At 60.7% G+C, this 21,416-nt stretch carries 16 protein-coding genes; 4 read left to right on the top strand and 12 right to left on the bottom strand.

The window, feature by feature from the left end; translation table 11 throughout:
• Nucleotides 1–13: 13 nt before the first annotated feature.
• The 3 genes from OGM60_01445 to OGM60_01435 form a co-directional block, all read right to left on the bottom strand.
• Nucleotides 14–1,165, bottom strand: coding sequence for a hypothetical protein (locus OGM60_01445; protein ID UYI99486.1), 1,152 nt, complete (start codon nt 1,163–1,165; stop codon nt 14–16).
• Between the two features lie 5 nt (nt 1,166–1,170).
• On the bottom strand, nt 1,171–1,836 hold the full coding sequence (locus OGM60_01440; protein ID UYI99485.1) for a PilZ domain-containing protein: 666 nt from the start codon (nt 1,834–1,836) through the stop codon (nt 1,171–1,173).
• A gap of 281 nt (nt 1,837–2,117) precedes the next feature.
• Nucleotides 2,118–3,584: a putative DNA binding domain-containing protein gene (locus OGM60_01435; GenBank protein UYI99484.1), complete on the bottom strand. Its 1,467-nt coding sequence runs from the start codon at nt 3,582–3,584 to the stop codon at nt 2,118–2,120.
• A 622-nt stretch (nt 3,585–4,206) separates the two neighbouring features.
• On the opposite strand from OGM60_01435, the gene OGM60_01430 reads away from it, so the two are divergent.
• The 3 genes from OGM60_01430 (at nt 4,207) to OGM60_01420 (ending at nt 8,971) form a co-directional block, all read left to right on the top strand.
• Nucleotides 4,207–7,269 carry an insulinase family protein gene (locus tag OGM60_01430; protein UYI99483.1) on the top strand — a complete coding sequence of 1,021 codons (3,063 nt, stop codon included), beginning with the start codon at nt 4,207–4,209 and terminating at the stop codon, nt 7,267–7,269.
• Between the two features lie 629 nt (nt 7,270–7,898).
• The gene (locus OGM60_01425; protein UYI99482.1) at nt 7,899–8,228 is read left to right on the top strand and encodes a type II toxin-antitoxin system HicB family antitoxin; all 330 of its coding nucleotides are present in this window, start codon (nt 7,899–7,901) and stop codon (nt 8,226–8,228) included.
• 146 nt (nt 8,229–8,374) lie between these two features.
• Nucleotides 8,375–8,971, top strand: coding sequence for a 5-formyltetrahydrofolate cyclo-ligase (locus OGM60_01420; GenBank protein ID UYI99481.1), 597 nt, complete (start codon nt 8,375–8,377; stop codon nt 8,969–8,971).
• Between the two features lie 138 nt (nt 8,972–9,109).
• Here OGM60_01420 and OGM60_01415 read toward each other — a convergent pair whose 3' ends face one another.
• Together OGM60_01415 and metA are read right to left on the bottom strand one after the other, a co-directional pair.
• Nucleotides 9,110–10,012: a hypothetical protein gene (locus OGM60_01415; protein UYI99480.1), complete on the bottom strand. Its 903-nt coding sequence runs from the start codon at nt 10,010–10,012 to the stop codon at nt 9,110–9,112.
• Nucleotides 10,013–10,525: 513 nt separating this feature from the next.
• The gene (gene metA, locus OGM60_01410; protein ID UYI99479.1) at nt 10,526–11,452 is read right to left on the bottom strand and encodes a homoserine O-succinyltransferase; all 927 of its coding nucleotides are present in this window, start codon (nt 11,450–11,452) and stop codon (nt 10,526–10,528) included.
• Nucleotides 11,453–11,663: 211 nt separating this feature from the next.
• Here metA and OGM60_01405 point away from each other — a divergent pair, with 211 nt between their 5' ends.
• The gene (locus OGM60_01405) at nt 11,664–12,641 is read left to right on the top strand and encodes an L-lactate dehydrogenase (protein ID UYI99478.1); all 978 of its coding nucleotides are present in this window, start codon (nt 11,664–11,666) and stop codon (nt 12,639–12,641) included.
• Nucleotides 12,642–13,019: 378 nt separating this feature from the next.
• Here the strand turns inward: OGM60_01405 and OGM60_01400 are convergent, their stop codons facing one another.
• The 7 genes from OGM60_01400 to OGM60_01370 all read right to left on the bottom strand — a co-directional run bounded on the left by OGM60_01400 (nt 13,020) and on the right by OGM60_01370 (nt 21,306).
• Nucleotides 13,020–13,988: an SIS domain-containing protein gene (locus OGM60_01400; protein UYI99477.1), complete on the bottom strand. Its 969-nt coding sequence runs from the start codon at nt 13,986–13,988 to the stop codon at nt 13,020–13,022.
• 144 nt (nt 13,989–14,132) lie between these two features.
• Nucleotides 14,133–14,888 (bottom strand): GntR family transcriptional regulator, encoded by a 756-nt coding sequence (locus tag OGM60_01395; GenBank protein ID UYI99476.1) that lies wholly within the window; start codon nt 14,886–14,888, stop codon nt 14,133–14,135.
• A 2-nt stretch (nt 14,889–14,890) separates the two neighbouring features.
• Nucleotides 14,891–16,873 carry an ATP-dependent DNA helicase gene (locus OGM60_01390; protein ID UYI99475.1) on the bottom strand — a complete coding sequence of 661 codons (1,983 nt, stop codon included), beginning with the start codon at nt 16,871–16,873 and terminating at the stop codon, nt 14,891–14,893.
• Nucleotides 16,874–17,231: 358 nt separating this feature from the next.
• A complete protein-coding gene (locus OGM60_01385; GenBank protein ID UYI99474.1) occupies nt 17,232–17,951 on the bottom strand; it encodes a GntR family transcriptional regulator in 720 nt (239 codons plus the stop codon).
• Nucleotides 17,952–18,170: 219 nt separating this feature from the next.
• Nucleotides 18,171–19,178 carry a YitT family protein gene (locus OGM60_01380; protein ID UYI99473.1) on the bottom strand — a complete coding sequence of 336 codons (1,008 nt, stop codon included), beginning with the start codon at nt 19,176–19,178 and terminating at the stop codon, nt 18,171–18,173.
• A gap of 354 nt (nt 19,179–19,532) precedes the next feature.
• On the bottom strand, nt 19,533–20,162 hold the full coding sequence (locus OGM60_01375) for an HAD family phosphatase (protein ID UYI99472.1): 630 nt from the start codon (nt 20,160–20,162) through the stop codon (nt 19,533–19,535).
• Nucleotides 20,163–20,322: 160 nt separating this feature from the next.
• The gene (locus OGM60_01370) at nt 20,323–21,306 is read right to left on the bottom strand and encodes an SIS domain-containing protein (GenBank protein UYI99471.1); all 984 of its coding nucleotides are present in this window, start codon (nt 21,304–21,306) and stop codon (nt 20,323–20,325) included.
• Between the last annotated feature and the right edge of the window lie 110 nt (nt 21,307–21,416).

The raw sequence follows: 21,416 nt of genomic DNA, 5'->3' as shown, positions 1-21,416 counted from the left end.
GCGCTTGTTCGTTCTACTTGTCCCCGTCCCCTGCGGGCGAGTTCTTTTGGTTGCGACGGTTACTCCAAGTCACGTTGTGTTCCTTGTAGTAATCGGGCGCCTCGTTGCCGCTCGCGCTAATGGGGTCATTGCCGGTGAGGGTATCGGCAATATCCTGTACGAACTTAGCGAACAGGCTCGAATCGTCGGTCTCGGACGAATCAAAATCGAAACCGAACTCCACCGCGCCGCCAATAATCTTGTCCACGCACTCCGGGTCGTCGCCATCCAGCCAAATGACCACGGTGTACTTGTCCACATCGCCCACGCGGAAGTTCTTGTGGCTGATAGTCGTCACCACGTCTTTGGACGCAAACGGCTCGGTGTTGGGCTCGGGGTTGCCGTCGGTCGCTGCCGCCGCGTAGGTCGTAGGCTCGCCGTTGCGATACACCCGCACGCGCGCGGCCTTCTCCACGCCCTTGCTGGCGCTGACCACCTTGAGCTTGGCGCTATAGCCCAGATCGGTCTTGCCGGCATTGCGGATATAGAAGGTGTACGCCACGTAGTTCTTGCCGTTGTGGCTGCCGTCGATGTCGTCCAGGTTGTCGGGCAGGTCCTCGGCAGCGATATTGGTGCCGTTGTCCAAGGCGTCGGCGGCCAGGCGCGCGGTGGCGTTGTTAAAGTCGCCGTTGTCGGCAATGGCCACGCCACGGCGGAACAGCTCCAGGCGGTTGAGGTTGATGGTGAAGTTACCCATGTTTTCCTGCATAAACGATAGGGCGAACAACACGCCAAAGGCAAGCGCCAGCACCACGAGGGCCTTTTGCAGCTTGTCCATGCGCAGCAGCGCCGCGCCGATGCGCTCCATGCGGCGCTTGGGCATATACATGGACACGACCGCGTCGGGGTCGATGTCGTCCAGGTCCTGGTCGGCCAGTGCCTGCTCCAGTTCTTCGATGCGCACCACGCCGCGGAGGTTGCGTTTTGGCTTGGGCTTGCGGTTGGGCTTGCCAAAGCGCTTGCGGGAGGTGGGAACCTGCTCGAACGCGGAGTCCTCGCCGGGCGCGTCCTCGGCATTGGTGCCGGGCGCGTTCTGCGACGTGTCCTCGGCCTGGTCCTCGACGAAATCCTCGGCCAAATCCTCGGCAGCTTGATCTTTGTTGTCGTTACGTTTGAACAGAGCCATAGCGATCAGATCTTATATTTGGTGCGGATGTAGCCGACGTATTCTTTGACGAGCTCGCGCTCCATGTCGTCGGCATAGCGGAACTGCAGGCCGCAGACGTTGCGGTACAGGCTGCCCTTGGGCGCACGGCGCACCCAGCATACGATGCCCAGCTGCCCGGGCAGCTCGTGGCGCTCGCCCTGCAGGCGGATCGTGGGCATTTGCACGGCCAGGGCCTCGCCCACGTCGGGGTAATCGTTAAGGTAGATGGCCAGGCCACCGGCCGAGACGTCGATGGTCATGGCGTCCTCGGGCTCAGGGGTCGGCGCGTTGTCGCGCTGGTAGGTCAGGCGCATGGCGACCTTAAAACGCTCGTCGCGGCGCCTGACGAAGGTTCGCTGCTCGGCGACTTTGCGCATTTTCCAGTAGGTGCGGATGCCCTTTTTCTCGACCGACTCGGGGTAGCCGGCGAGCACGAACGTCTCCTCGCCCACTTTGTATTGCAGCAGCAGCTTTTGGTTTTCGTCCATGATGAGCGGCTTGCCGGCGAGCATGGGCGCGCTCATAAGAAAGTACGCCTCGTCCAGGTTCTCTTTGTACGTGGCGAGCATGTTGAAGTCGGTTTTTTGGCCCATGGGCACGTCGAATGCCACCTGAAGCTTAGTCCCCGGCGTTATCTGTTGCTCTGCCATGTATTCTCCCCTAGTCGCGGGCGCCGATATCATCGTCGTGCGCGATGCGCATTGGGCTATTGTAACTGCTTTGCCGCAGGTTTCGATGTGCAGCGCGTGAAATGCTGAGATGAGGGACGGCGGGGGCGGCGGGCGCGGCGCGGGGGCGCAGCGGGCGCCGCACGAGCGAGGATTATCGGACTGTTTGAAATCGAGAGTGGATTATTGGACGGTTTTTGACCGTTTTAAGGCCGATTCCGTCCGATTTTCCACTCTCGAGCAGCGGGCGTCCGCTAATGCAGCTACCTTGCGTGCCCCGTTAGCCGATACTTGCGATTGCGGCTCGTTGCCGCTGCCGTAGGCTCAAGCTCGCCCTGAGCAATAAGCGCATTAACACGCGTCCTAACCTGGGTGACGGTAAGTCCCGTGCGTTCTGCCAGCTCACGAGTTCCCAGCTCGTCATAACGCTTGAGAGCCGCCATGATTAAGTCCCCACCATGATCGACCTGCTCAGTCTTTGAGCGGTAGAGGACAACCTTAAACCGGTCAAAGCCCGGGCAAAACAGGGGCTCGGCCAAACCGTGAGCGCGCATGGCGTCGATCATCATCGGGATGCCCAATCCGTTGCCCTCGGCAGGAGAGCCCGCACCGTCGGGCAACGGGACAAGCGACATGAGCTTCACGAGCGTCGCGTTGCGGCACCGAGAACTACCGTCAAACAGATTCTCGCGAGTTTTTCCGCCATAAAGACCACCGGGGTTCACCACCTCGATGCGGTCGTCGAAAACGTCGACAGCGATCGACTGTCCACAGAACCGGTCCCCATATTCTCGATGGATTGCGGCGTTGGCGATCGCCTCGCGCAGAACCTCCTCGGGAATCTCCAGCGAGTCAATACGCGAGACGCCTTGAACGGTCGAGGTGCGACGCAGGTTTTTGGCGACAGCCGCGACAGCGTCCGAGATCATTTCGCCCAACGTTCCCTCGCAGATTGTGCGGTCCACGAACCTCAGCGATCCCGCCGCGCCTTTCTGAGTCCCCGCATGAAAGGCCACATCGATAAAGAGTTTGGGATAGAACTGCTGAGGATAGGCGCCCGCGGCCAAGAGCCCGGCCTTAGTCACATTGCCCTGGGAGTCGAGGAAATTCAGGCGCTCCATCTTTGTTTCCTTGTCCGTCGCACCGCGCATAGCTCGGGGCGTCAGCGAGAAGGCGCGCTCTATCGTGCGGTCGACCAGGGCCTCGTCAAGATTGTCCACGCCCGCACCGGGCACGGCATCGCGATCGCTAAGGCTCGTCCGCTCGTATGACGCCAATGACAAAACCTCGGTCGATGAAAGCGGCACGTCTTTGTCGTCGATGCGCTTGTAACTGCCGCCTTGGGCGCCCCGCTCTATGACATAGCAAGGCTTGCTCGACGGGTCGAGCTCCTCAATCGTGATGACCAGAACCACGGTGCCCTGGAGCTCCACGCGCTCGATGGTGTATTTGGGCGGATTGGCCAGTTTTCCGCGACCGCCGGCATCGCCCATGCCTGCCACGAATTGGTTGAGCACCTTCTCGGTCTCAAAATTCTCAACCGGGACAAAGCCCGCGCGCTCGCTCACTCCGAGCACGATGATGCCGCCGGCGGTGTTCGCGAAAGCGCTGACCGTTTCCCATACGTCGCGGGAAAGCGTCGTGGCGCTCTCTTTCACTTCGACGCTAAGGTCATCCGAGCCCATGCGCCTTAAAGACTCGAGCAGACCGGTCAGCTCGTTTTCGTTCATCTGCACGTCCTTTCGCTCGACCTTGCGGAGAATGCCATGGATAGACTTCCTTCGTCTCTCAGTTGTCTCTCATAATTATCTCTCGTCTCTCTGTTATCTCTCATGTTAGAGATAAGTGAGAGATAAAAGATAAGATGTCTGCCATCTGTTTCATTTAAACATGTTTCTGCTGGTAGAACAATCGGTATTGAGACAATACCATGATTGCTCGTCTCTTTGCTGCTCAGTTATCTCTCATAATTATCTCTCATTTTTCTGTTATCTCTCGCATGAGAGATGAGTGAGAGACGAGAGATACGTGAGTGGTGCGTGAGCGTGGATTATCGGACGGTCGGGAAACGAGAGTGGATTATCGGACAGTTTTTGAGCGTTTTGAGGCTGATTTCGTCCGAAAATCCACTCTCGCGCTCCAGGCGTCCGGATATCCACGCTCGTGTGTCCGGATTTCCACTCTCGAGCAGCGGGCGTCCGAAAATCCTTGCTCGTGCGACGGACGCACAGAAAGCGCTACCCAATCCGCCGGCATCGTCTGCAGTTCGTCGCAGGGCTACGGCTCCATATGGGTATACTCACGTGGATTCGACTCGATTCGCCCCCGTTGGGGCGTCAAAGGAGACTGCATATGCCCACCACCTCAACCGACCCGCGCGCCGCTGCTGCCGCGCTGCTGGTGCCCGGCACCACCTGCCACGGCTTTGCCGTCGAGCGCCGCGAGACCGTGCCCGAGCTCGACTCGGACGCCTACGTGCTGCGCCACACCGCCTCGGGCGCTCGCCTGCTGTACCTGGCGTGCGACGACGAAAACAAGGCCTTTGCCATTGGCTTTAAGACGCCGCCGGCCGATTCCACCGGCGTGTTCCACATTCTTGAGCACTCGGTGCTGTGCGGATCGGCCAAGTTCCCCGTCAAGGAGCCGTTTGTCGATCTGATCAAGAGCTCCATGCAGACGTTTCTCAACGCCATGACCTACCCCGACAAGACCATCTACCCCGTTGCCACCACCAACGAGCAGGACCTCTATAACCTGATGGACGTGTACTTGGACGCGGTGTTCAACCCGGCCATCTATACCAAGCCCACCATCTTTGAGCAGGAGGGCTGGCACTACGAGCTGGACCTGCCGGAGGACGCCGGGGCCGAAGGCGACGCCGGCGAGGTAGATTTTGAGGCATGTCCCAAAAATCTACGCGAGGGGACGCTGCGCTATAACGGCGTGGTGTTCAACGAGATGAAGGGCGCGCTGTCCGACCCCATGAGCGTGCTGGACGACGCCGTCAACGCCGTGCTCTATCCCGATACCGCCTATGCGCACGAGAGCGGCGGCGACCCGCGCGCGATTCCCGCGCTCACTTACGAGCAGTTCCTGGACACGCACGCTCGCCACTACAATCCTTCCAACTCCTACATCACGCTCTACGGCGACCTGGACGTGGACCGCGCACTGGCCTTTTTGGACGAGCGCTATCTGTCGCAGCCGAGCGCCGCGAGCCGCCGCATGGACGCAGCCGTCGCCGCCGGCGAGGACCCGTCCACGCTGGCACCCAATCCGCTGGACGTGCAGGCGCCCGTGACCTGCGAGTATAAGCGCGTCGAGATGGCAACCACGCCCGAGAACGCCCTAGTGGGCCTGGGCCTTGTGCTGGGATCCGCGCTCGACCGCAAGCGCACGATCGCGGCGGATATCCTGTTCGAGGCGCTGCTGGGCTCCAACGAGGCGCCGGTTAAGAAGGCCATTCTGGCCGCCGGCCTGGGCGGCAACGTAGTGAGCTACACCGCGGCCGAGAGCCTGCAGCCCTACGAGCTCATCATGCTGCAAAACGCACAGCCCGGCGTGGCGCGCGAGCTGCGTCGCGTGTTCCAGGACGCCTGCCGCGACCTGTGCGAACACGGCGTTCCGCGCGAGCGCCTGGAAGCCATCATCAGCAGCAACGAGTACGACCTGCGCCAGCGCGACTACGGCATCGCCGACGGCGTGGCCATTGCGTGCGACGCGCTGAGCACCTGGCTCTACGATGACGACGCCGCGACGCTGGCGCTCAAGTACGGCCCGGTGTACGAGGAGCTGCGTGGCGAGCTGGACGGCAGCTATTTTGAGGACCTGCTGCGCGAGCTAGTGCTGCAGAACGACCACATGGCGCTCGTTGAGCTGGTGCCGGTGGACGCCGCCGAGGGTTCGGAGGGCGCCGAGGCAGCCGAGCTGGCAGCCAAGCGCGATGCCATGACCGAGGCCGAGCTGGCCGACGTGGTCGAGCGCACGGCCTCGCTGCGTGCCGCGCAGGAGGCCGAGGACACGCCCGAGGACAAGGCCACGCTGCCGCGCCTGCGCGTGTCCGACATTGGCGAGGCGCGCCCTGAGCCGCCACTGGTCGTGGACACCACCGCACCCATCCCCTGCCTGCGCCACGGCATTCCCACCAACCGTCTGGCCTACGCCATGCAGTATTTCGACCTGAGCTGCGTCGCGTTTGAGGACCTGCCCTATGTGACGCTGCTCTGCCGCCTGCTCAAACAGCTGCCCACGAGCGAGCACTCGGCCGAGGAGCTCGACAACTTGCTTGCCGGCAAGCTGGGCTTTTTGAGCTTTACGACCGAGGTCATGACCCAGCCCGACGTGGACGGCGTGCGCCCCTACCTGCTGGTGAGCGCCGGCGCCCTGTCCGAGAAGATCGATGCGCTGGCGAGCCTGCCGCGCGAGGTGTGGTCGCAGAGCCTGTTGCTCGAGGCCGACGCCGACCGCGTGCGCGACGTGCTCACGCAGATTCGCATTGGGCTTGAGCAGGGCTTTATCAACAACGGCCACTCGGCGGCGCTGGGTCGCGCGATGAGCTACAGCTCGCCTTCGGCCGTGGTGCGCGAGCAGCTCTCGGGCGTGGACTTCTACCTGTTCCTGCGCGATCTGCTCGAGCACTTTGACGAGCGACTGGACGACCTGCGCGCCAAGCTTGCTGAGCTGGCGGGCCGCATCTTTGTGGCCGAAGGCTGCATGGCGAGCTTTACCGGCAGTGATGATGACTTTAACGCGTACTGGGCCGCCGCGGGCGACCTGGGGCTGGGCGCGGGCCACGGCGGCGCTGGCAGCGACGCGCTCGTGGTGCCGGCGCCGTGCGACCGCCACGAGGCTTTCGTGATCCCCAGCGACATCTGCTTTGCCGCGCGCGCGTGCGATCCGCGTCGCTTGGGCATTGACGTGACAGGCGCTTGGGCCGTGGCTGCCAACGCGCTCTCCTACGACTACCTGTGGAACGAGATCCGCGTGAAGGGCGGTGCGTACGGCTGCGGATTCCGCGCGGCCGGCGAGCGTCAGGCGGCGTTCTACACCTACCGCGACCCAGCGATCGACCCCTCGATTGAGCGCGTGGCGCGCGCGGGCGAATGGCTCGGCAGCTTTGAGCCCGACGAGGCCGCCTTTGAGGGCTTTATTGTGAGCTGCGTAAGCGGCATGGACGCGCCGGTGAAGCCGTACGCGCTCACCAAGCGCCGCAACACGACCTACCTGGCCGGGCTCGATCCGCATGCACGCGAAAAGCGTCGCGCTCAGATGCTCGCCGCCACACCCGCTGAGCTGCGCTCGCTCGGCGCCGACGTAACACGCATCGCAGCCGAGTCGCCGACCTGCGTCTTTGGTGGCCGCGACGTCATCGCCAAGAGCAACGCCGGCTTTAACGTCGTCGACCTGATGGGCTAACGCACAGCAAAGGTAGATTTTTGGGACATGCCTGAAAATCTACCTTTTCTTTTGCCGCAGTCTGCCGGTTTGTCTCGATCTGTAACGCCAAGACGGCAATATTGGATCCAGATGTTACAAATCGAGACGTTTCCGGATGACGCCGGCCCTTTGTCTCAATCTGTAACATCTAGGTCCGATTTTGCCGAGTTACTGTTACAGATCGAGACAAACCGCTGCAGACACCCGCCCCCCCCCAGCAAAACCCCACGAAGGGGCAGGTGCCTTTGCGTTGGTTCGAACACTTGTTCTATACGTACACATGTTCTATATTAGGGGTGCTTGCATCGGACTTAAATTGCAACTAAGATATAGTTGCAGAATGTGAGGCGGGATGACTCGGACCGATAAACTCATCGCCCAACTGCTTAGCTGCCCTTCGACGTATCGGTATACCGATTTTTTAAAAGTCATGGCTTCATATGGCTTTGAAATGGACAACAAAGGCAAGACATCCGGATCGCGCATTCGCTTCTACAGGCCATCAGATGGCAGGATGTTCGTAATGCACGCGCCACATCCATCTGACGAATTGACGGCGGGGACCATTCGAAACATCGTTCGATTTCTGCAAGATGTCGGAGGTAGTCATGAGTAACGTTTTGGCATACAAGGGTTATTTCGCCCCAGTCGAGTTCGATGCCGAACAGCATGTGCTAACAGGTATGGTCACCGGCATTAGGGACGCAATCGTATTTGAAGGCTCCACAGCTGAAGAGGTGGAGCAGTGCTTCCACGACGCCGTCGACGATTACCTTGAGTTTTGCGCCGAGAAAGGCAAGGAACCCGAGCGGGCTTTTAAGGGCTCGTTCAACGTAAGAACGGGCTCTGAGCTCCACAAACAAGCGGCGCTGGCAGCGGCAAAGAAGGGTGAGTCACTCAATAAGTTTGTGACTGAAGCAATCGCTGCAGCGTTATAGCATTAACGCATAGGCCCAAACAACCACAAAGGGCGCAGTTCACAGGCATATTTGCGGTGGCTTTACTGCCCATATCGCGTTTGCCCAGATAAAACCTGCCAAAATAAACCTGTCCCTTTTTGGCAGGTTTGCTAGAGGAGGCTGGGATGGACAAGGCTGAGTTGCGACGGGCGATGATTGCTCGGCGCGATGCTCTTGATTTGGATGTGCGTGCTGCGAAGTCTGCCGTTATCTGTGCGCGACTTGTTGAGCTGTTGGATCGCTCGGATGCCGCGGCGCCGCGCATCGTTGCCGTCTATGCCGCGATGGGTTCCGAAGTCGATCCTGCCGCGTTTGCCGCAGCGGCCGCCAAACGCGGCTGGCGCGTGGCCTATCCGTGCATGCTCTCGGCAACAGACGCCGCAGCTTGTGGCCAGCGCATGTGCATGCGGGCAGTTGCCGCCGGCGATGCGTCCGCGGCGCCGTTTATCGCCCACCCCACGCGGGTCTTTGCGGCCGTGGACATCGACAACGACCGCTTCCCTATCGTGCCTGCCGAGGCCCTCGACATGGCCATCGTGCCGCTTGTAGCCTTCGACCGCGCCGGCGCGCGCCTAGGCTACGGCGGCGGCTGCTACGACCGCTATCTGCCCACGCTCTCGCCCGCATGCCAAATCATCGGCATTGCCTTTGACGAGCAGCGTGTCGACCACGTTCCCACCGACGCCCACGACCTGCCGCTACCCCACATCATCAGCGCCTGATCGCCGCTGTATCGCACCCGCAAGATGAGCGTGGATAATCTCCCGCTTTGAGCCCCCTTACGAGCCAAAAGTGGGAGATTATCCACGCTCGTCCGTCTGGATTTCCGCGCTCGTGCGGCTCAACGTCCTGCAACCGCCTCAACACGCACGCGGCACGCCGGCAACTTTGAGTTTGCGATCGAGCTTTGACGGGTCCCTCAAATCATCCCAGCACAAGCGCACGATCTTGCAGTTATCAAGCAGCGAAAGCCTCGACTCGCGCTGGCGCTCATCAAACTGCGCCTTCGCGAGCTTGCCCTCCTCCGCTGCCTTCTCGCTTTTAACGAATCCGTCGAACTCTCCGATAATCAGCCGGTCGCCCACACGCCACAAGTAGTCAACTCGATACGGCCGCCCCGGTTCAACCGGGTCGAACAGCTCAACTTGCAGCTCCGGCGTCTGCCAGCCGCGCTCAATCATCAGAGCACGCGCCTTGGACTCGCCACCGCTTTCCGATAGGCCATCGGCACACCGCGCAACACTTCGCGCCGTCACAACACCGCGACGATTTAAGCCAAGCTTGTCGACTGCCTCAACGAGATGCTCCTTCGACAACAGCTGCTCATGAAGCGCCGAGTCCGCAATGATCAGTCCCTCGACAAACGATGCATCGACCAGGCAATCCGTAATCGTTTGATTGATATCGGTCACGGCAATATCCATCTGGATTGCCCGTGTTTGACGAGCATAACGATGGCGAATCACCTGAGAGCCGGGCGTCGTCGATTGCGCCGGCGCCGCGGCGATATGGATGTGCGTCAAATTGGCATGCGAAACCGAAAGGCCATAGATAACAGCCGCCGTATAGGAGCAAAACGTCCAGTCGGGATGCTTTTGCGCAAGGGCCCGCACCCGATGCAGATAACGCTGCCGAAACTTGAGCTCGGACCAATAATCCGGACGCGCATACAGCCCCGGCATGACCGCCTCTAGACTTCCCGCCGCCACACGCCGCTCAATCTGCTTTGCCTCCGCCGCCGTGCGTGCGTACACGCAGCTCATCTGCTGTTCGCATGCTTTAATGTGACTTGCAAGTCTTTGATTCGCCGTCATGTTTCCCATGTCGCCTCCCAAATCTTGGAACGGCGCAAACGTACCAGACGGTTTCATGCGAAGTCTGACCAAATGCTGTCCAGGCGCTGACCAAATGCTTGACGGTTTTGGACGTTTTAGGCTGATGGCTTATATCTGCAGGTAGGGCGGTTGTCGAGAGGTCCCTGTCTCCACAATTTGATGCCTTGGTCCATCGGATTATCAGAAAGAAAAACCCGTCGAGATTCAAGACCACGCCAAATGCGAACTTGCCTCTGCGCGCACCGTCTCTTAGCCGAGCCATCGGCATCTACATATAAAAAATGAGCGTGGATAATCTCCCGTTTTGAGCCTAGTTTCAAGCCAAAAGTGGGAGATTATCCACGCTCGATTTGTAAACGTCCGAAAATCCACGCTCGCGTGTCCGATAATCCACGCTCGTCATGCCGTGAGCACAGCCACAGTCGCAGCCACGGCCGCAGCCTAGTGCTCCTCGCCGGCGCGGGCCAGGTCGTAGGGCGTGGTCTGGTAGACGTAGTAGTTGAGCCAGTTGGTGTAGAACAGCTGAGCCTGACTGCGCCAGACGTTGCGCGGCTCGGCGGTGGGGTCGTCGTTCGGGAAGTAATGCGCCGGCACCTGAGGGTTAAGCCCGCGCTTCACGTCGCGCTCGTACTCCAAACGCAGCGTGTCGGTATCGTACTCGGGATGGCCAAAGACAAAGAAGCGGCGGCTGTCGGTCGACTTGACGATATACAGGCCCACCTCGTCGGACACGGCCACGACCTCAAGCTGCGGCTCGGCCTCCACGTCCTCGCGGCGCACATCGGTGTTGCGCGAGTGCACGGCATAGAAACGGTCGTCGAAGCCGCGGACCAGCGGGCTTTGCGGCTTCACCAGATAATGCTCGAAAACGCCGCTCGCCTTTGCCGGCAGATCGTACTTCTGGATACCGTAATGATGGTAGAGCCCCGCCTGCGCGCCCCAACAAATATGCAGCGTAGAGTGCACATGCGTGGTGGACCAATCCATGATCTGGCAGAGCTCGGGCCAGTAGTCGACCTCCTCGAACGGCATCTGCTCCACCGGCGCGCCCGTGATGATCAGGCCGTCGTAGTGGATGTCGCGGATGTCGTCGAACGTGCGGTAGAACGTCTCCAGATGGCCGGCGCTCACGTGCGTGGCCTCGTGCGTCTTGGTGCGCAGCAGGTCCACCTCCACCTGCAGCGGCGTGTTGGAGAGCTTGCGCATGATCTGCGTCTCGGTGGCGATCTTGGTGGGCATGAGGTTGAGGATGAGCACGCGCAGCGGACGGATGTCCTGGTGCAGCGCGCGGTACTCGGTCATGACAAAGATGTTCTCGCTCTCGAGCTGCGCGGCGGCAGGGAGGGCGTCGGGAATGCGAATGGGCATGGATGCTCCTTACGAGTCAGTTGCAGCTATGGTACAACGACCGGCCCCATCCGCGCGAGCGCATCGCCCAGCGATGCCGTCAGCGGCCCAAATCACTCCAAAAGTAGAGATTAAGGCATGTCCCAAAAATCTGCGGCGCTTTAGTCTAGCAAAGTGGTGGCAGGACGCTACAATGGTTCGACGCGAAAAACTCGGCCGAAAGGATACGTATATGTACCAGACGCGTAAGATCGGTGTGGTCGGCCAGGGCCACGTAGGAGCACATGTCGCCAACAGCCTGCTTATGCAGGGCATTGCCGATGAGCTGTACCTGTGCGATATCAACGAGGCCAAGGTGACGTCCGAGGTCCAGGACCTGCGCGACTCCCTTTCGTTTGTCCCGTACAATACCAAAATCGTCAACTGCTACGACCACTACGAGGAGCTGGCCTGCTGCGACGTCATCGTCAACGCCGCCGGCAAGGTCGCGCTGGCCGCCGGCAACCGCGACGGCGAGCTGTTCTTTACCACCGATGCCGCCCGCACCTTTGCCAAGCGCATCGTCGACGCCGGCTTTGACGGCATCTTCGTGAGCATCTCCAACCCCTGCGACGTCGTGTGCACCGAGTTGTGGCACCTGACCGGCTACGATCCCAAGAAGATCATCGGCTCGGGCTGCGGCCTGGACTCCGCCCGCCTGCGCACCGAGATCTCCAAGAAGGTCGGCGTGAGCCCCAAGTCCATCGACGCCTATATGATCGGCGAGCACGGCTTTAGCCAGCTTGCAGCCTTTAAGGCCGCGACCATCGCCGGCAAGAGCCTTAACGAGCTTCAGGCCGAGAACCCCGACAAGTACGCCTTCGACCACATGGAGGTCGAGGAGCTTGCACGCAAGGGCGGCTATGTGACCTACCAGGGCAAGCAGTGCACCGAGTACGCCGTCGCCAACTCCGCCGCGCGCGTCTGCGCCGCTGTGCTTCACAACGAGTACGCCGTGCTTTCCGCCTCCACGCTCATGACCGGCCAGTATGGCGAGGAGGGCATCTTCACCTCCCTGCCGTGTGTGATCGGTGCCGAGGGCGTCGAGGAGGTCTACACGCTCGACCTTTCCGAGTATGAGCTCGAGGGCTTCCACAAGAGCTGCCAGCACATTCGCGACAACATCGCCCAGCTCGACTGGTGGGACGCCGAGGCATACGACGCGAAGTAGGCCGCCGGCTGCCGCAACCTTGCGAATCTAAGCGCGATACTAAGCGGGCCGCGCCGGAAATCCCCGGCGCGGCCCGCTTTTTTTGCTCATGCAACACCCTCGCACATTTAGGTCTAATACTTTTCCCGAGAAGTGAACGAGTAAAATCGAGCCCCCGAAGCATCGACATTTTTCAGGCGCTGTTTCCTGCGGTTCCGTCGGGTTTTTCCTGCAGTTTTGCCGCCAAAAAGTGTGGATGCTTCGGGGGTCCAAAATAGGTCGTTCACATCGCGGAAAAGTATTCACCTTCGTTTTCGCGCAAACACAAATCCGGCCGCCACAACGCAAAACGGGGCCCGCGCGCAGCGCAGACCCCGTCAAAAAGATGATTCCCGTTACCTAGTACTGCTCGATGCCCATGTAGCGACGGATCTCGGGGCTGTGGTCGAACACCTTGCCGCGGGCGGCGCGCAGCTCGCAGCTCATCGCGTAGAAGAAGATCGGCTCCAGGAACGAACGGACGCTGGCGGGCACCTCGCCCACGCCGTATTCGAGCGCATCGAGCACCATGACCGTATCGGTGTGCGTGTTGAGGAACGCGAGTGCACGCTCCTCCATGGGGCGGCACTCGCCCGATCCGAGCTGCACAAAGTAGAACACGCCGGGCTCGGTAGCCTCGAAGGGGCCGTGGAAGTACTCGCCGGAGTGGATATAGCAGCAGTGCTGCCACTGCATCTCCATGAGCGAGCAGATGGCCATGGCGTAGGTCTGACTAAAGTTGGGGCCGGACCCCAGGATATAGAAGAACTTGTGCTGCTGGCAGAGCTCGGCAAAGCGGGCGCCCAGCTCGGCGTTGACCTTCTCGCGGGCGGCGGGCAGCAGCACATCCATCTGCTTGAGGCCCTCGTACATGTCGGCGAGCGCCTCGTAGCCTTCCTGCTGGTCGAGCAGCTCGGCAGCGATCAGGGCGCCGATGCCCTGCGGCACCTCGGCCTGCGACACGCCCTCGCCCCAGGGGTAGACCCAGGTAGTCCACTTGCCGTTATCGATCTTGGAGCCCTCGCAGTCGGTGAGGGCGACGACCTCGGCGCCGGCGGCCAGTGCCATCTCGCAGCCGTCGACGACCTCCTGCGTGTTGCCGCTGTGGCTGCAGGCAATAACGAGCGACTTCGGCCCTAAGCTCTTGGGGGCCATCAGGCAAAACTCGCGTGCCGTGTAGACCGTCGAGGTAAACGTGGTGGCCTCGCGCTTGAGCAGCTCGTTGGCCGGCATCAGGTCGATCATCGAACCGCCACAAGCGATCCAAAAGACGTTTTCGATCTTGCCCTTGCGCTCGATAATTTCCTGAACCAGATCATGTGCGTTCATGGTGGTGCCCCTCCTTGTGTGGCGGTTTAGAACGACGACAGCTCGTACCTGCTGTCGTTCTATGTTGTCCTATATATAGCACGCACGACGACACCCGTGAAGTCATTTCACCAAATTTGTTCTATATTGTTCTATCTGTGGACGTTAGATGTCGAACACGTAGCGCGAGCCCACGATCTTTTGGCGCCCGAGCAGCAAGGGCCGCTCGTCCTCATCGGTAAAGTACGCCTCCATATAAAACAGCGGCTCGCCGACCGGCACCTCCAACAGCGGGGCTGCCTGAGCATCGGCAAGCGCAATCTCCACAGTACAGGGGTCGGACTTGAGCGGCGCGCGGCCCGAATGCTCGGCAACGAGCGCAAAGATGGAATTGTCCGTGAGGTCCTTGTCGGCAAGCGTCTGCAGATAGGGATGGTCGGCCAGCACAAAGGCGTTGTTCTCGAGCATGACGGGCACGCCGTCTGCCGTGCGCACGCGCTCGACAACGATGAGCTCGCAGCCGGGTTCCGCCCCAAAAAACGCCGCGTCCTCGCGCGTCGCCGCAACCACCGTGCGCGACACCAGGCGTGCTCCGGCCACCATGTCGTTGGCAGCGCAACCCTCAGAAAAGCTCTGAACGTCGCCCTTCTGGACAATCTTGCGCTTGAGCTTGGGCGCGCACACAAACGTGCCCCTCCCCTGCTGGCGGTTGAGATACCCCGCGCGCGACAGCTCCTCGATGGCGCGGCGCACGGTGACGCGCCCCACGCCATAAGACTTCGCGAGCTCCATCTCGGAAGGAATGCGCGAGCCGGATGCGTACACGCCACGCGCGATCTCGCCCTTCAGGTCGTCCATAACCTGCTGGTACAGCGGAACAGCGGACACCTCAGTGCGCTCGGTTTTATCGTCGGATGCCATCGTTATGCTCCATTCCGTGCATGCTCGGACTCGAACTCTTCAATCGCCGCCATAAACTGCTCACCAAAGGCGTCGGCCTTTTTCTCGCCGATGCCGTTGACCTGGATAAGCTCGTCGCGCGCCTGCGGACGTAGGCGGCACAGGCCGCGCAGGGCCTTGTCGGAAAAGACCATGTACGGCGCCATCTCCAGCTCGGTCGAGATCTCCTTGCGCAGGGCGCGCAGGCGCTCGAACAGCTCGGCATCGTCACCCACGCGCGGGCGCTGATCCAGCTCGGCTTCCTCGCGCAGCAGATCCACCGCACGGCGAGCGCGGGCCGAGGCCTTGCGCTTGGACGCGCGACGCTTAACGGTAAAGGCAAACGCCTCGTCCTCGACCTCGCCGGCGCGCGGGCCCAGTCCCACGACCGGGTACTGCCCCTGCGAGGTGGCCAGATAACCGCGGCCGCACAGCTGGCCGATGATGCCCTTGATGCGCCCGACCGATTCGCTCGACAGCTCACCGTAGCCGCGGTCCTCGTCCAGATGCATCTGGCGAATGCGCTCGGTATTGCCGCCGTGAAGCACGTCGGCGATGAGCGACTTGCCAAAGCGCATGGGTCGCGCGGCCACATAGCGCACGGCGGCGCGGGCCATATCGGTGACGTCCTCGACCTCGAACTGCGTGAGGCAGTTGCTGCAGTTGCCGCAGCCCTCGGCGTCATCCATGGCGGTGGCGCCCGCACCAGCCGAAGCAGCATGCTCGGCCGCGGCCTCGTCGCCAAAGTAGCGCAGCATGTATTCGCGCAGGCAGCCGGTGGTACTGCAGTAGCCCTCCATCTGGTTGAGCAGACGATATCGATTCTGGAGCGCCCACGCGCGCTGCTCGTCGTCGAGTGCCTCATCGGCAGCATCGCCGCGGTCGATCAGAAAGCGACGCATACGAAAATCGTTGCCGTTCCACAGCAAATGGCAGCTGGCCGGATCGCCATCGCGGCCGGCGCGGCCCGCCTCCTGGTAGTAGGCCTCGATGCTCTCGGGCACGTTGTTGTGGATCACATAGCGCACGTTGGGCTTGTCGATACCCATGCCAAAGGCGTTGGTGGCAACCATCACCTGGATATCGTCGTCGATAAAGGCGCGCTGGCTTTGGCGGCGGGCGTCGTTGCCCATGCCGGCATGGTAGCGGCCAACGCGAATGCCGCTGGGGCCCAGCGCCTCGGCAAGCTCGCCTGCCAGCGCATCGACCGTCTTGCGGGTCGAGCAATACACGATGCCGCTCTCGCCCGAATGCGCAATCACATAGTCGCGCACCCAGGCGGTCTTGGCCTTGTCGCCCATCTCCTCGCAACCAAAGTAGAGGTTCTTGCGATCGAAGCCCGTCACCACCGTCGCGGGATTTTGCAGGCCGAGTATCTGCTGAATGTCCGCGCGCACACGCTCGGTCGCCGTAGCGGTAAAGGCCGCCACGATGGGGCGCTGCGGCAGGGAATCGATGAACTCGCGAATCTGCAGGTAGGCGGGGCGGAAATCCTGGCCCCATTGGCTCACGCAGTGGGCCTCGTCAATGGCCACGAGCGGCACGCCAATGCCGCCGTCCGCCGCGGCCTCCTGCGCAAAGGCTAAAAAGCGCGGCTCGAGCAGACGCTCAGGCGCCACGTACATAAGCTGATAGCGACCCTCGCGCGCCCGCTTGAGCACAGTGTTTTGCTGGGCCGGGGTAAGGCTGGAGTTGAGATAGCTGGGTCGCGCACCTGCCGCGAGCAACGCACGGGTCTGGTCCTCCATAAGCGACAGCAGCGGACTCACCACAAAGGTGATGCCGGGCAGCATGAGCGCGGGAACTTGGTAGCAAATGGACTTGCCGGCGCCCGTGGGCATAACACCCAGCGCATCGCGACCGGCAAGGATCGCATCGACCATGCGGTCCTGTCCCGGGCGAAACGAGGTGTAGCCAAAATAAGCGCCGAGCGTGTCGAGCGCCATCTGCTGCATGCTATCGGTCATGGTTTCCTAACGTCTAAGTCATCTGCCGCCGATTATACGCCGCCACGCGGACCGGTGCCGCGTGGCTGTCGGCCACGGGCGATGCAATCCAAGGCGAATGAGTGTGGATTTTTGGGCACTTTCCGGATAAGTGTGGATAATCTCCCACTTTGAACCCGTCACCAAACCAAAAACGGGAGATTATCCACGCTCATTCTGCAGATTGCCGCTTAGGGGCGTTTACAGCGTCGACCGGTCCGCCGTTCGTTAGAACGGCGGAACCTTCTGGTCATGCCGCCGAAGTTGAAAGGCAGATTGCCGCTCTGGCGGGCTTGCAGCGTCGGCCGGTCCGCCGTTCGTCAGAACGGCGGAACCAACCCTACATCACCATAACGTAGCGCGATCCCACGTAGTACTGCTTACCCATCAGGACCGGCTCGCCATTGGGACCGGTAAAGCTGGCACGCAGGTTGAGCAGCGGATCGTGCGGAGCAACGCCCAACTCGGCCGCCTGCTCGGTATTGGCACGAACGGCCTCGACCGTGCGGTAGCCAACCGAGACAATCGGCGTTCCGCCAACACGCTCGACCTCGGCAAAAATCGACTTGTCCTCAAGATCGGCCGTCAACAGCTCACGGTAGGCATCAAACGGCACAAAGATGTTCTCCTCAAAGATGGGCTCGCCGTCGGCTGTACGCACGCGCTTAATATGCAGCAGCAGCGCGTCCTTTTGCAGGCCAAAGAACTCCATCTCGTTTTGACGTGCCGGCACAATCTGGCGATCGACCACATGCGCGCCCGCCTTCATGCCATTATCGGCACACAGCGCGGTAAACGTCTGCAGCGTCGAGGCGTGAAACTGGCGATTGATGTGCGGCGTGGAAACAAAGGTGCCACGGCCCTGCTGCTTAACCAGGTAGCCATCAGAGCACAGCTCCTCGACGGCGCGGCGCACCGTAATTCGGCTCACCTCGTACTGCTCGGCCAGCTCAAGCTCGGACGGAATACGCTCCTTGGGCGCATAAACACCTTTCTCGATCGCATCCTTGATTTCGTCGTAAATCTGCTGGTAAAGCGGTGCATTTTTAGGCGCAGGCATATCTAATCACTCTTATCGAAATATCGAAATAACTAATACGTATATAACGTCTAGTTTCATGTTACCTCATAATGATAAAACGATACACCCTCCCTACCAAAAAGCGACAGCTTCATTTTGGTAGGTTTTATCTGGGAAAACGAAAGCCCCTCGAAAGCAGCGAGGCTTTCGAGGGGCTCGTTCGGAAGGGTTGCGCCAGGCCGGCAAAATGCCAATACCCTACCTGCCGTCGTCCTGCTGCAGGCTGTCCTGCTCGCTGAGGCGCGCCTGCCTGCTGGCCATGCGTGCGGGCTTGTCGGGATCGGGAACGGCCGTGGGCATGGGCTCGTCGACATGACCGCCCCACCAGCCGCCCACAAAGTTGAGCGTGTGGAACACATTGATCACGGCGCCGGGATCAATGTCGCACACCAGCTTGATAATGTCCTGACTCTCGTAGGTCGAGACAACGGCGTGCAGCAGGTACATCTTTTCGCGGCTGTATCCGCCGATGACCTCGGCGCAGCTAATGCCGTGCTGAAAATGGTCAACATAGGCGGTCATGACCTCGTCCGCCTTGCGCGTCGTGATCTGCAGCGTCACGCGATCGTAGCGACGATAGAAGCTGTCAATGGTCTTGGTCGAAATAAACTGGAACACGATGGAGTACGCCGCCTTGTCCCAGCCAAACATAAAGCCAAAGATCGCCAGGATAAAGCAGTTGAAACCAAAGATGACGCCCCAGATGGTCTTGCCCGTGTGGTTGGAGACCCACAGCGCGATAAAGTCGGTGCCGCCGGTGGATGCGCCGGACTTGAGCGCGATGGCAGCGCCCAGACCCGAGACCACGCCGCCAAAAATGATGAGCATGATCTTGTCGCCCAAAAACGGGGCGAAGTGAAAGACGTTGAGGAACAGCGACGAGAGCACGACCTGCATCATCGAGAAGATGACGAAGCGCTTGCTAATGCCGCTCCAGCATAGGAGCGCCACGGGGATGTTGAGCGCAAGCATACCGAGCGAGATGTCGATGTGAACGCCGCCAAGCGAGGTAACGCGATCGAGCAGGACCGCGACGCCGGTGAGACCACTCGGAAGCAGGTCGGCGGGCCGAATGAACGCCTGGATCAGAAATGTCTGGAGAACGGCGGAAATGGTGACCGCCACGGCGGTGATGGCGCGGCGGACGATGGTGAGGCGGCCGAGCACGAGCACGCGGTCCGTGAGCTGATCGATGGCGTTCGCCACGGAGGCTCCTTTCGAAGGCAGATCTAGTTGTGAGGCATGCCCGCGATTGTAGCATGGAGCGAGAGGAGGCGCTTCAATTCACCCTCCCTCGACAACCAAAACGAGACCAGCAGCCCCACGACCAAAGGCCCAAATTACAAGTGAGTAGACTTTACGCGACCTGCAGAGCACACCCAAAACCGCCACCCCTGTGACCTGCGGTTTTACAAAGGAAGATATGTTTTGTGCTCGGCCTGCGCCAAAAAGTCTACTCACTTAGCCCGAATCGAAGCCAAACAGATCAAAATCGAAACCAAATTGAGCCAGTCCACCGCAAAAAACGTTTGAACCCGTGCTTCTTGCGGTGAATCGACGCTACAGAGCAGTCAAAATGTCGGTCAGGTTGTCGATGATAGCGTCGGCGGCGGACTGGTCCAGGTTGACGCCTTCGTGCGGGCGCAGCGCCAGGACGCGGGCGCCGGAGCGCTTGCCGGCCTCGATACCCAAAGGCGAGTCCTCGATAACCAGGCACTCGGTAGGCTCCACCCCCAACGCCTCCATGGCACGCAGGTAGATCTCGGGATCGGGCTTAAACGCACTGCACTCGTGACCGCTGATGGTGTAGTCTAGCACGTCGGCGATGCCGGCAATCTCCACCAGCTCGTCGATGAGCTCGCGATAGGACGAGCTCGCGATAGCGCACTTCACGCCACGCTCGTGCAGCTCGCGCATCACCGGCTCCGTCTGCTCGTTGAGCAGCTCGGCATACGGAACGGGATGGTCCGGGCTATAGACCTGCTTGTACTCCACGCGCAAACGCTCGCGCAGCTCAATATCGTCGGGCACCAGCGCCTCCCAAATGGCGGGCTCGTTAGACCCCGAAAGATCGGGAATCTCGTCAAAGTGGAACCCCTTCTCTTCCATAAACGCCACGCGGCGACGGTTGTAGAACCACTCGGTATCGACCAGCACGCCGTCCATGTCAAACAGCACTGCCTTGATCATACGCATCTCCTCCCACCTGCCAAAAAGGGACAGGTTTATTTTGGTAGGTTTTATCTGGGGTTTTATGGAACGACGAACACGCCCTCCCCAGAGCAAAAAAGGGGACGGGGCACAAACCCCATCCCCTCTCAATCAACCCGTAAGGTCTACTTACTTGTGATTAGTAGGAAAGCTTCCACATGTAGCGACGCATGGTCAGCGGGTGCTGACGGGCCTCGGCGATCTGGTTGCCGTACTCACGCATAACGGCGAGGTGCAGCAGCGGGTTGAAGTAGGTGATGACGCTCGCGGGCACGGCGTCAGCCAGGCCGTAGTCCTTGGAGTCGATCAGAGCGACCTTGGCGCCCATGCGCTCAAGGAAGGTGAGGGCGCGGGCGTCCATCGGACGGGTGGCGCCATCGGACATGAAGAAGACGTAGGGCTTACCCTCGGTGGAAACCTCGAACGGGCCGTGGAAGTACTCGCCGGTGTTGTAGGCGGCGGCGTCGATCCACTGCATCTCGGTGAACAGGAAGGCGGCGTGAGAATAAGCCATCTTCTCGGAGGCACCGGAAGCCATGAAGTAAATCATCTTGTCGTCCTTGAAGTCCTCGGCGAACTTCTTGGCGAGCTTCTTGCAGTGCTGAGCGGCGTTCTCGCAGAGATCGAAGATGTTGGTGAGGCCGGTGATCATGTCCTCGTAGTGGTCATAGCCCTCGGTCTGCTGAAGGATCTCGAGAGCAAGAGCGATAGCATAGCCGGGCTTCTCGCACTTGGCAGCGTAGTTGGCGTGGAAGCCGTGAACGATGACGTGGTCGGCGTCAACGGTCAGAGCGGAGCCAGCCTTGTTGGTGAGGGAGACGACCGGGCAGTTGTGCTTCTTGGCGGTCTTGTTGGCCTCGACGGTCTCGGGCGTGGAGCCACCGAGGGAGCAGGTGATCACGAAGGTGTGCTCGTTGACCCAGGAGGGCGTGTCGTAGTTGAACTCGTTAGCGGTGAAGATCTGAACGTTCAGCTTGTCCGTGTTGTTGGCCAGGAAGTACTTGGCGGGGTACAGGTCGGACATGGAAGCGCCGCAGCCGACGAAGGCGACGCTGTGGATCTCGTGGTTGGACAGGACGTCAGCGACGATCTGCTTAGGGAGGTTAAGGTCGATCTCGTACATCTGACACATTCCTTTCGATTTTTGCGGCGCCACATTGCCGGGCGCTCGCAGGGTTACCGTGGTTTGGACCGAGTCGCCGGCCCGTTGAGGATGCGACAAAGGAACTGTCC

It is taken from the genome of Coriobacteriaceae bacterium, from assembly GCA_025757745.1.
Lineage (GTDB): Bacteria > Actinomycetota > Coriobacteriia > Coriobacteriales > Coriobacteriaceae > Collinsella.
This window is presented reverse-complemented; position numbering and strand designations above follow the sequence as displayed.